Source organism: Pontibaca methylaminivorans (assembly GCF_900156525.1).
Taxonomy (GTDB): domain Bacteria; phylum Pseudomonadota; class Alphaproteobacteria; order Rhodobacterales; family Rhodobacteraceae; genus Pontibaca; species Pontibaca methylaminivorans.
This window is the reverse complement of sequence record NZ_FTPS01000002.1, coordinates 14,280-25,443: the sequence shown is the minus strand read 5'-3', so window position 1 is coordinate 25,443 and position 11,164 is coordinate 14,280. Positions and strand designations below refer to the sequence as shown.

Below are 11,164 nucleotides of genomic sequence, written 5' to 3'. Positions count from 1 at the left end.
GGGGGTGATTCAACCGGCGACTCCACCGGCGGCGGCGCGCCGGATATCATCATCGACAGTATCGGCGGGCTTGCCGAGAATGCCCGCTTGCGCAATCTGGTTGCAGCCCTTGCGCCCGAAAAGGAGGATCCATGACACCGACCGCCGCCCTGCATGACTTCGCCCCGATTCACAGGCCGGGCAGTTCCCGGTGCGGCCGGCCGGCCCGGATCGCGCCCCGGCGGGGGGCAGGTGCATGAGCGCGCCGCTCACCCGACTGCCGGAGTGGCAGGCGCTCACCGCGCATCGCGACGCGCTGGCCGGGCGCACGCTTGCGGACCTCTTCGCCGCCGACCCGGCCCGCGCGGACCGGCTTGGCCTTGAGGGCGCGGGGCTGTTTGCCGATTTCTCCAAACAGCGGGTGACGGAGGAAACATTGCGCCTGCTGCTTGATCTTGCACGGGCGCGCGATGTCACCGGGCGGCGCGATGCGATGTTCGCGGGCGAGGCGATCAACGTCACCGAAAACCGCGCGGTGCTGCATGTGGCGCTGCGCGCGCCGAAGGGCGCCACCATCCTGCACGAGGGCGAAAACGTCGTTCCCGCCGTGCATGACGTGCTGGAGCGCATGGCCGATTTCGCCGATGCCCTGCGCGAGGGGCGCTGGCGCGGCCATTCCGGCGCGCGTATCCGCAACGTGGTCAGCATCGGCATCGGCGGTTCCGACCTCGGGCCGGTCATGGCATATGAGGCGCTGCGCGGCTTCAGCCGCCGCGACATGGTGTTCCGCTTCGTGTCGAACGTCGATGGCAGCGACCTTGCCGAGGCGCTGCATGACCTCGACCCGGCCGAGACCCTGTTCATCGTCTGCTCCAAGACCTTCACCACGCTTGAAACCCTGACCAACGCCCATGCGGCGCGGGAATGGTGCCTTGCCGCGCTCGGGGACGACACCGCGATCGCCCGCCATTTCGCCGCCGTCTCGACCAATGAATCCGAAGTGCGCAAGTTCGGCATCGAGCCGGCGCAGATGTTCGGCTTCTGGGACTGGGTCGGGGGGCGCTATTCGATGGATTCGGCGGTCGGGCTGTCCACCATGATCGCCGTGGGGCCGGAGAACTTCGCCGCCATGCTGGCCGGGTTCCACGCCATGGACGACCATTTCCGCACTGCCCCGCCCGAACGCAACCTGCCGCTCATCATGGGGCTGATCGGGGTGTGGAACAGTAATTTCCTAGGGGCGGAAACGGTCGCGGTGCTGCCCTATGCGCAGTATCTGAGCCGCTTTCCCGCCTATCTCCAGCAGCTGACGATGGAGAGCAACGGCAAGGGCGTGACGCTTTCCGGTGCGCCCGTCGATCATGACACCGGCGCGATTTTCTGGGGCGAGCCGGGCACCAACGGCCAGCATTCCTTTTACCAGCTTCTGCACCAGGGAACGCGGCTCGTGCCCTGCGATTTCATCGGCTTCTGCGAACCTCTGAGCGCGCGGGCCGACCAGCATGACCTCTTGATGGCCAACATGTTCGCCCAGGGCGAGGCGCTGGCCTTCGGGCGCAGCGCGGATGATCTGCGCGCCGGGGGCACCCCTGAATGGCTGATCCCCCATCGCCTCTGCCCCGGCAACCGTCCCTCGACCACGATCCTTGCGCAAAGGCTCGACCCGGGAACGCTCGGCGCGCTGGTCGCGCTTTACGAACATTGCGTGTTCACGCAGGGCGCGATCTGGGGCATCGATTCCTTTGATCAATGGGGGGTCGAACTGGGCAAGCAGCTCGCGACCCGCATCATCGACGAAATCCGCTTGGGCGAAGCGGGCGGCCACGACCCCTCGACCGACGCCCTGATCCGCCGTTATCTTGCAGGAAAGGCCCGCACATGAGCCAGACCATCAGCCCGCTGGCCGGGAAACCCGCGCCGAAATCCATCCTGACCGACATCAAGGCGCTGATTGCGGCCTATCACGACCGCAAGCCCGATCCCCTGGCGCCGCAAGAGCGGGTCAGCTTCGGCACCTCGGGCCATCGCGGAACCTCGGTGAACGGCAGCTTCAATGAACATCATGTGCTCGCGATCACCCAGGCGATCTGCGATTTCCGCCGCAAGGAAGGCATCACCGGGCCGCTGTTCCTTGGCATCGACACCCATGCGCTTTCCGCCCCGGCGGCGGGGACCGCGGAACAGGTGCTGGCCGCGAACGGGGTCGAGCTGCGCATCGCCGCGCCGGGCGAATACACGCCGACGCCGGTGATTTCCCACGCCATCCTGACCCATAACCGGGGCCGCCGGGACGGGCTTGCGGACGGGATCGTCATGACGCCCTCGCACAATCCGCCGGGTGACGGGGGTTACAAATACAACCCGACCCATGGCGGGCCGGCGGATTCGGCGGTGACCGGCTGGATCGGGGCGCGCGCCAATGCCTATCTGGAACGCCGCCTTGATGGCGTGCGCCGCATGACGGCCACCGCCGCCGCAGGCGCAGCCACCACGCGCCGGCACGATTTCATGACCCCCTATGTCGCCGACCTTGGCGATGTGGTCGATTTCGACGCGATCCGGGGCAGCGGCATCCGCATGGCGGTCGATCCTCTGGGCGGTGCCGGGGTGCATTACTGGCCCCGGATCGCCGAACGCTACCGCCTGGACCTGACCCTGCTGAGCGACGCGGTGGATCCGCAATTCGCCTTCATGGCCGTGGACTGGGACGGACAGATCCGCATGGATCCCTCATCGCCCCACGCCATGGCGCCGCTGGTCGCGCAGAAGGATCGCTTCGACGTGAGCTTCGCCTGCGACACCGATCACGACCGCCACGGGGTGATCGCCGCAAGCTGCGGGCTGATGCCGTCGAACCATTACCTTTCGGTGCTGGCCGATTACCTGCTGGCGCATCGCCCCGGCTGGCCGCGTGGCGCGATGCTCGGCAAGACGGTGGTGACGACGGCGATGCTCGACCGGATCGCGGCCAAAGCCGGGCGCGCGGTCTATGAGGTGCCGGTCGGTTTCAAGTGGTTCGCGCAGGGGCTGCATGACGGCCGGCTGGTGTTCGGCTGCGAGGAAAGCGCCGGCGCCTCGGCCCTGCGGCGCGATGGCACGGTCTGGACCACCGACAAGGACGGCATCGTTCCGGCGCTCCTTTCGGGCGAGGTGATGGCGCGCAGCGGCCGCGACCCCGGCGAACTTTACGCCGCGCTCGAAACCGGCTTCGGGGCGATCCATGCCGACCGGGTCGAGGCCGCCGCGAATCCTGACCAGAAACGGGCGCTTGCGGCGCTCGCCCCCGAGGCCCTGTCCATCAGCGACCTGGCCGGAGAGCCGGTCGGCCGCGTCATCTCCCGCGCCCCCGGCAATGCAGAGCCGATCGGCGGCATCAAGGCGTCCTCGGCCGGCGGCTGGTTCGCGGCGCGCCCCTCGGGGACCGAGGATATCTATAAAATCTATGCCGAAAGCTTCCGCAGCCGGGATCACCTTGCGCGGCTGCTGGCCGAGGCACAGGACATCGTGGACCATGCGCTGGCGGGTGCGGCCCGGAGTGCGGACAAGGCCGGGGCCTGAACGCACCGGCTCAGGCCGTTTTCACCGGGTGGCCGCCGAACTGGTGGCGCATCGCCGCCAGCAGCCGGTCCGCGAAGGCCTCGCCGTCGCGCGACTGCAGCCGCGCAATCAGCGCCTGGGTGATGACCGGGGCCGGCACATCGAGGTCGATCGCCTCGGCAACCGTCCAGCGCCCCTCGCCCGAGTCATCGACCCAGGGCTGAAGCCCGGCCATCGACGGATCATCGGCCAGCGCCCGCGCCGTCAGATCCAGCAGCCACGAGCGCACCACGCTGCCCGTGCGCCAGCTCTCGGCCACCTGCGGCAGGTCGAGCGCGAAATCCTTCTTGTGATGCAGGATCGCGAAGCCTTCGGCATAGGCCTGCATCAGGCCGTATTCGATGCCGTTGTGCACCATCTTGGTGAAATGCCCCGCGCCTACCGGGCCGACATGGCCCCAGCCCTGATCGGGGGCGGGGGCGAGCGCCTCGAAGATCGGGCGCAGGCGCTCCACGGTTTCGGCCTCGCCCCCGACCATCATCGAATAGCCCTCGGCCAGCCCCCAGACGCCGCCGCTGGTGCCGCAATCGACGAAATGCAGCCCCGCGTCTTCCAGCCGCCGGGCACGGCGCGTCGTGTCGCGATAGTTGGAATTGCCCCCGTCAATGATCGTATCGCCCGGCCCGAGCAGCGGCAGCAGCGCATCGAGCGTCTCATCGACCGCCGCCCCCGCCGGCACCATCAGCCAGAGCACGCGCGGCGCTGCCAGGGCCTGCACGAGCGCGGGGAGGTCGGCCACGCTGCGCAGCCCCTCGTCCTCGATGCGCCGGCGGGCCTGCGGATCCGGATCCTGCCCGATCACGGAATGCCCCTGCCGCGCGAGCCGCTGCGCCATGTTCGCACCCATCCGCCCGAGGCCGACCATACCGAGTTCCATCATGCAACCTTTCCGTGATTTGGGGCGTTTCCGCCTATATCGCGCACGATACGCCGATCCGACGCCCTGCGCATTCACATTGCCCGGAGCGTTGCCATGCTGCGAGACGATCCCCGAAACACCGCGCCCCGCCGGGCTCATCTGCTTGGCGGCAAGGGCTGGACCGTGATGCTGACCCGCGACGGCTGCGGCTTCAGCCGCTGGCACGGGCGCGCGATCAGCCGCTGGCGCGAAGACGGCCCGGTGGACGAGAACGGCAGCTTCCTGCTGCTGCGCGATATCGACACCGGCACCTGTTGGTCGGCGGGCGCGCAGCCGCTCATGACCGGGCAGAGCACCGGTTGCAGCGTGGCCTTCCTGCCCGGCCTTGCCCGGTTTTCACGCAACGAATCCGGCATCCGAAGCGGGATGGACATCGCCCCCCTGCCCGAGGGAGACGGTGAATTGCGCCGCATCACCCTTGCCAATACCGGCCCCGCCCCGCGCCGGATCGAGGCGGTGTCATATATTCCGCTGGTGCTCGGCGGGGCGGTGGGCGATGCGGCGCATCCGGCCTTTTCCAAGATGTTCGTGATGACCGAAGCCGCCGCGGACGGCACGCTGCTGGCCTGGCGGCGCCCGCGCGATGCGGGAGAGCCTGCGATCATCGCCGCGCATCTGGTCACCGACGACGGCGCGGCACCGGCAGACCCCGGGTTCGAGACCGACCGGATGCGCTTTATCGGTCGCGGCAACAGCCTGCGCGCACCCGCCGCGCTGCGCGGCGCGGGACCGGCGGGCCATGCGGGCACCGTGCTCGACCCGATCCTTTCGCGCCGCGCCACGGTGACGCTTGCGCCCGGTGAATCGCGGACGCTGGATTTCTGGACGCTGGCGGCGGCATCGCGGGAGGACCTGTCAGCGCGCATCATGTCCTGCCGGACACCGGGGCGCGCCGAGGCGGTGCTGGTTGCAGCCCGTCAGCAATCCGAAGCGGAAGATGAACCCGCGTTCCAGACGCTTGCGGCGCCGCTCCTTGTGGATAATCCGCTTTGGCGGGCCGATGCGGAAACGCTCGAACGTGCCGGGGGCGGCGCGCGGCATTGCCTCTGGCCGCATGGCATCTCGGGCGACCGCCCCGTCGTGCTTGTGCGGTTCCACCCCGGAGACGATACGGACGGCGACACGAGCGGCGACACGGGCCTGATGGCACAGCTTTGCCGGGCGCAGAACTGGTGGGCATGCCACCAGATCCCGGTCGATCTGGTCGCGGTCGCGGCGGATGACGACAGGCGCGCGGCCCTTGCGGAACGCGCCGGAAAGGCGGCCGAAGGCACCGGGATTTTCGTGCTGGGCGGCCTTTCCGATGCGGAGTGGACCGGGCTTGCGGCGGCGGCGCGGGTGGTGCTTGACGGCGCGCAGGGCGATCTGGCGGCGCAATGCGCCCGCCGCGCCGTGCCCCCCTCCCCGGCCATACCGAAGGCACCTGAACCCGCGTCCCCCCTGCCCGCTCCCGCGGGGTCGCCCCTCTCTGGCGCGGACGAGCCCGACCTTGCATATTTCAATGGCGTCGGTGGCTTTCGCACAGACGGGCGGGAATATGAGATCCGCCTTGAACAGGACCGCCTGACGCCGCAGCCATGGGTCAATATCGTCGCTCACGAGGGGTTCGGCTTCATGGTCTCGGCCGAGGGCGGCGGCTATGCCTGGGCCGGAAACAGCCAGACCAATACGCTGACGCGCTGGTCGAACGATCCGGTGCGCGATCCGCCCGGCGACATGATCTTCCTGCGCGACACGGACGACACCCCCGGCGCCGGGCTCTGGACCCCGACGCCGGCGCCGCTGCATGGGCCCCGTGACTACACCGTGCGGCACGGGTTCGGCTACAGCCGCTTCCTGCATGTTCGGGACGGGCTGGAAAGCGATCTGGTGCAGTTCGTGCCGCTCGATGCCAGCGCGAAGGTTTCGCATCTGCGCCTGCGCAACGGCGGCGACCGGGTGCGGCGGCTACAGGTCACCGGGCTTGTCAACTGGCATCTCGGGCCGAACGGCGCGGTGACGGTGCCTCATGTCACCACCGCGCATGAGCCTGACACCGGCATCCTGACCGCGCAGAACCGCTGGCGCGATGCCTATGCCGGGCGCGTGGCCTTCGCCGACCTTGGCGGGCGGCAGCGGGGCTGGACCTGCGACCGTGCCGAGGTGCTGGGCCCCGCGCTCGACCCCGCGCGCCCCGCCGCGCTCATGCAGGGCGCACCGCTTTGCGGACGTTCCGGCACCGGCCCCTGCCCCTGCGCGGCGCTGCAGACGGAAATCACCCTCGCCCCCGGAGAAGAGACCACCGTCACCCTTGCCTTCGGCGAGGCCGAAAACCTCGAGGCGGCGCGCGGCCTTGCCCTGCGCCTGCGCCGCGCGGATCCCGGGGAACTGCTTGCCGCCGTGCAGGCGCACTGGCGCCGGCAGGCGGGCGCGGTGCAGGTCGAAACCCCCGATGGCGCGCTGGACCTCATGGTGAACGGCTGGCTGCCCTATCAGGTGATCGCCTGCCGCCTGCTGGCGCGCACGGCGTTTTATCAGGCAAGCGGAGCATGGGGATTCCGCGACCAGTTGCAGGACGCAAGCGCATTGGCGGTGATCGCCCCTGCCCTTGCGCGTGCCCATCTGCTGCGTGCGGCCGGGCGGCAGTTTCCCGAAGGCGACGTGCAGCACTGGTGGCTGCCGCCCGACGGGGCCGGCCTGCGCACGCGCATGGTGGATGACCGATTGTGGCTGCCTTATGTGCTGGCGCATCACGTTTGCGTGACCGGTGACAGGGCGCTGCTGGACGAATCCGTGCCGTTTCTCGACGCGCCTCCGCTCGCGGCCGACCGGATCGACGATTTCCGCGTCCCCGGCCGGGGCGAGATGGCCAGCGTTTATGAACACGCGGCCCGCGCGATCGACGCGAGCCTTGCCACCGGGCGACATGGCCTGCCGCTGTTCGGCACCGGCGACTGGAACGACGGCATGAACCGGGTCGGCTGGAAGGGCGCGGGCGAAAGCGTCTGGATGGGCTGGTTCCTCTTGCGGGTGATCGCCGATTTCGCACCCCTGGCCGAGGCACGGGGCGACACGGCGCGTGCCGCGACCTGGCGCGCCCATGCGGACCGGGTGGCGCGGGCGCTCGAAGAACACGCATGGGAGGTCAACCGCTGGCTGCGCGGCTGGTATGACGACGGCACGCCGCTTGGCACGAAAGACGCCGATGAGTGCCGCATCGACGGGATCGCGCAATCCTGGGCGGTGATCTCTGGCGCTGCGGATCCGCAGCGCGCGCGGACAGCGATGGAGACGCTGGACCGCAAGCTGATCGACCGCGACGCGGGGCTCGTCGCCCTGCTCGCCCCGCCCTTCGACATGGACGGCCGCGACCCCGGCTATATCAAGAGCTATCCGCCCGGCCTGCGCGAGAACGGCGGGCAATATACCCATGGCAGCACCTGGGCCGGGGTCGCATTCGCCGAACTCGGCGACGGGGCGCGCGCGCATGAGGTGTTTTCCATGCTCTCGCCCGTTTCTCATTCCTCCACCCCCAAGGCCCTCGCCCGCTGGCAGGTCGAACCCTATGTGGCCTGCGGCGACGTCTATACCGCCCCCGGCCATATCGGGCGCGGCGGCTGGACGTGGTATACCGGATCGGCGGGCTGGCTGTATCGGCTGGCGGTCGAGTGGATCCTCGGCCTGCGGGTGCGGGGCGGAGAATGCGTGATGAGGCCCTGCATCCCGCCGGACTGGCCCGGGTTTGCCCTGACGCTGCGGCGCGGCACGTCAAGCTGGCGCTTTGCGGTCGAGAACCCGCACCATGTCTGCACCGGCATTACTGCGCTGACGCTGGACGGTGAGCGGCGCGCCCCCGAGGATGCGGTGCCGCTGGTCGATGACGGGGGCGCGCATCAGGTGCGGGTGGTGCTTGGCTGATGCCCCGCGGTTCAGCCGAGCCAGCCGCCGCGGAACCCGGCCTTCGCAAGGCCCCGCACAACGGGGGCGCAGCCGCGCATCAGATCCCAGACGAATCCGTCGCGGTGGTTTTCAACCATCAACACGACCGGCCCCTGGTTGAGCGCCACATGCCATTCGCAGACCCAGCCGGAATCGCCGGGCTCCAGGTGAAAGCTCGGGTTCAGGGATCCGTAGAACCCGAAGGTCGAATGCTGGCACTGTGCCCGGTGGGCCAGGCAGTCGATGGCGCTTTCGACGATCTCGGGCGCGAAGGGCAGCGAGGCGATCGAGGCCCAGGGCGACACCGTGCCGTCATCGGGGCCGAAGGGGGCGCCGCGCGCGCGGTAGCCGTAGAAGTCGCGCTCCTCCCCGTTGCTCAGCAGGTGGCGCGCCGGCCCGGGGCCGTTGCTTGCGGTCAGGCCCCAGCAGTCACCGGAATAGGATTCCCAGCCGCGCGGATTGCGGATCGCATATTCGCGGTGAATGATCGTGGCGCGGCGGCTGTTCTCGAAATAGTCGATGCCGCGTTCGGCCATGTAGCGGTCGAAAATGCCGCGAAAGTCGATCCAGATATGCGAGAACTGATGGATGAACAGCGGCCCGGCATAGAGATATTCGATGTCGTAGACCTTTTTCCAGCGATAGCCCGACAGCCATTCGTCATAGCTTTCGGTGCTGGCCGGATGGTCGGGCGCGCCGAGCGCGAGCGCATAGAGAATCAGCGCCTCGCTGTAGCCGATCCAGCGCCAGGGCAGGAAGCCGCCCTCGGGTGTCCAGCCAAGGCTGATCGCGCCGCCGCCGTTCTGCGCCCAGTCCCATTCGACCCGTCCATAGATCGCATCCGCACGGCGGCGCAACTCGGCCTCGGCCTCGCTGTCGCCGGTAAAGAACCGGGCGGTGAAAAGAATGCCGGCGATCAGCAGCGCGGTGTCGATGGTCGAAAGCTCGCTCTCCCAGGCGCGTCTGCCGGTGGTCATGTCGAGGAAATGATAGAAGAAGCCGCGATAGCCGCTGGCCTCGGCCCCGCCGGACAGATCGGCCTCGTCGAAGAAACGCACCGCCGCGAGGCAATGGCCAAGTGCCACGTCATGCGACATCCAGCCCCGCCGCACCGCCACCGGGTAGCAGGTCAGGGCGAATCCGACCGCGGCGATGCTGGAGGGGGTGAAGGGTTGCGTGGAATCATGCACGAGCCCGTTCAGCGGATTGGCATGGGCCGGGAAGAAATGGAACGCGTCGCGCTGGACCTTTTCAACGAGGCAGGACAGGGAATTCATGGCATCTCACATGATGACGGGAGCGTGCCGAACCATTGGCGGTCACCCCGAGGATGCGCCGGTGGCAGTGCGCAGACAATCCCTTTCTGTCCGGGATCGGCCGCCTTGCCAGCCGCATTGGTCGGATTGTATAGGTTATCACATTGATATTGCATAGTAATATGATTTGTCAGCTGACAATTTCCATGGTTTTCCCGCGCCCGAGCGCATTCAGCAGCGGCAGGATCGCGAAGCGGCCGGCCTCGGCCTTGTGAATCAGACTGCGCAGATAGGCCCCGGGGCTGCGGATATGCTGATGCCGCTCCAGGATATAGACCAGCGCCAATGCCGCCTGCCGCGTGCCCATGGTGCGGTTGGCCTGAAGCAGCACCGGCTGGTCGATCCCGAGCATCGGCGCGAGACGGCTGACAATCTCGAAAAGCGTGGCCCAGTCGCGAACCGGCTGCGGGAACAGCGCCCGAAGTTCGCTGCAGGAATCGAGCACATCGGGCAGGTTCGGCTCCCCTGCCCTTTCATGCCTTTCATGGCAGTGCCCTGCCGGTGGTTTTTCCGGCCCTTCCATCTGCTGTCCGCCTGATATCTTCTCGGGCCTTTCAGAGTCAGAAACAGGTTTATCTGAATCCTGTATGTGCCGCCCATTCCGGTCGTCATTGGCGCTTATAATGGCGGAAAACAGGCCGTCGGCAGACGGGTTGTCCGCCGGGGCGCGCTGTTCCAGTTCCGCATCAAGCGCGCCGCGCAGCCGGGTCAGCGCCGCTTCGTCGGGCTTGCGGCGCAGGGCAAGGCGCGCCTCTTCCATGAGCGCGGGGGGGGCGCCCTCCCCTGCCCGCTCGATCAGCTGCTGGCGCAGCACGGCAACCTCGTCGCGCAGGATCGCCAGCCGGGCCTCGCGGGCCCGGGCTGCGCGCGCCGCGGCACGGATCCGCTCGCCGTGCTGCCGCAGCGGCGTCAGATCGAACCCGAAGACGAGCGCGACGCGCGCATCACCGCCCTGCCCCGGGCCGCCCCGGCGCGCATAGCGCTTGCGGTTCGGGCTGTCGTGACGGCTGACAAGTCCAAGCTCCACCAGCCGCGCAAGATGCCGGCGCAGGGTGCTTTCGGGCATCCCGTTCAGCCGTGCGGACAGCGTGCGGTTCGCGGGAAAGACGATCGCTTCGGCGCGATCCGCCGGGATTTCAGGCCCCGGCAGAAAGCTGAGCAGCGCGCGCAGCACATTGAGGGTGCGGTGATTGAGCCCGAGATCCGCTGCTGCCACGGTCAGGGCATCGAGCAGATCCCATTTGGCGGGCCGGGGCTCCGGCGGAGCGCCGTTCGGCTGGACAGCCGCCATCGGCCGCCCGAACTGGTCGCGGGACGCATGTTGCATGTGGTTTTCACGAAAAAGACAACAAAATTCACGCCCCACCCGCATGGCGGAGTTGACAGGGTTACGGAAATGGCGCTATCTCAAGCTTGCAATGATCGAGAAGGGCCT

Annotated in this window: 7 protein-coding genes; 3 read left to right on the top strand and 4 right to left on the bottom strand. The window is 68.5% G+C overall.

Annotated elements, in window-relative coordinates:
* Window positions 1-9 precede the first annotated feature (9 nt).
* Window positions 10-138, bottom strand: a complete 129-nt coding sequence (locus B0B01_RS13525; protein WP_268802046.1) for a hypothetical protein — start codon at window positions 136-138, stop codon at window positions 10-12.
* A gap of 97 nt (window positions 139-235) precedes the next feature.
* Here B0B01_RS13525 and pgi point away from each other — a divergent pair, with 97 nt between their 5' ends.
* Together pgi and B0B01_RS11505 are read left to right on the top strand one after the other, a co-directional pair.
* Window positions 236-1,861 (top strand): glucose-6-phosphate isomerase, encoded by a 1,626-nt coding sequence (gene pgi / locus B0B01_RS11510; protein ID WP_076650214.1) that lies wholly within the window; start codon window positions 236-238, stop codon window positions 1,859-1,861.
* Window positions 1,858-3,537, top strand: a complete 1,680-nt coding sequence (locus tag B0B01_RS11505) for a phosphohexomutase domain-containing protein (protein WP_076650213.1) — start codon at window positions 1,858-1,860, stop codon at window positions 3,535-3,537. Before pgi ends, B0B01_RS11505 begins: the two co-directional genes overlap by 4 nt.
* A 10-nt stretch (window positions 3,538-3,547) precedes the next feature.
* Here the strand turns inward: B0B01_RS11505 and gnd are convergent, their stop codons facing one another.
* The gene (gene gnd / locus B0B01_RS11500) at window positions 3,548-4,456 is read right to left on the bottom strand and encodes a phosphogluconate dehydrogenase (NAD(+)-dependent, decarboxylating) (protein ID WP_234967792.1); all 909 of its coding nucleotides are present in this window, start codon (window positions 4,454-4,456) and stop codon (window positions 3,548-3,550) included.
* A 93-nt stretch (window positions 4,457-4,549) separates the two neighbouring features.
* On the opposite strand from gnd, the gene B0B01_RS11495 reads away from it, so the two are divergent.
* Complete coding sequence (locus B0B01_RS11495) at window positions 4,550-8,392, top strand: GH36-type glycosyl hydrolase domain-containing protein (RefSeq protein ID WP_076650212.1); 3,843 nt, start codon at window positions 4,550-4,552, stop codon at window positions 8,390-8,392.
* 11 nt (window positions 8,393-8,403) lie between these two features.
* Here B0B01_RS11495 and B0B01_RS11490 read toward each other — a convergent pair whose 3' ends face one another.
* Together B0B01_RS11490 and repC are read right to left on the bottom strand one after the other, a co-directional pair.
* The gene (locus tag B0B01_RS11490; protein WP_076650211.1) at window positions 8,404-9,690 is read right to left on the bottom strand and encodes a glucoamylase family protein; all 1,287 of its coding nucleotides are present in this window, start codon (window positions 9,688-9,690) and stop codon (window positions 8,404-8,406) included.
* Window positions 9,691-9,859: 169 nt separating this feature from the next.
* Entirely contained in the window at window positions 9,860-11,056 is a 1,197-nt protein-coding gene (gene repC, locus B0B01_RS11485) for a plasmid replication protein RepC (protein WP_076650210.1), read from the bottom strand.
* Window positions 11,057-11,164 lie beyond the last annotated feature (108 nt).

What these genes read in the sequence shown, in the direction of transcription:
- pgi (WP_076650214.1), top strand. Translation starts at nt 236, where the DNA reads ATGAGCGCGCCGCTCACCCGACTGCCGGAGTGGCAGGCGCTCACCGCG.
- B0B01_RS11505 (WP_076650213.1), top strand. Translation starts at nt 1,858, where the DNA reads ATGAGCCAGACCATCAGCCCGCTGGCCGGGAAACCCGCGCCGAAATCC.
- gnd (WP_234967792.1), bottom strand. Translation starts at nt 4,456, where the DNA reads ATGATGGAACTCGGTATGGTCGGCCTCGGGCGGATGGGTGCGAACATG.
- B0B01_RS11495 (WP_076650212.1), top strand. Translation starts at nt 4,550, where the DNA reads ATGCTGCGAGACGATCCCCGAAACACCGCGCCCCGCCGGGCTCATCTG.
- B0B01_RS11490 (WP_076650211.1), bottom strand. Translation starts at nt 9,690, where the DNA reads ATGAATTCCCTGTCCTGCCTCGTTGAAAAGGTCCAGCGCGACGCGTTC.
- repC (WP_076650210.1), bottom strand. Translation starts at nt 11,056, where the DNA reads ATGCAACATGCGTCCCGCGACCAGTTCGGGCGGCCGATGGCGGCTGTC.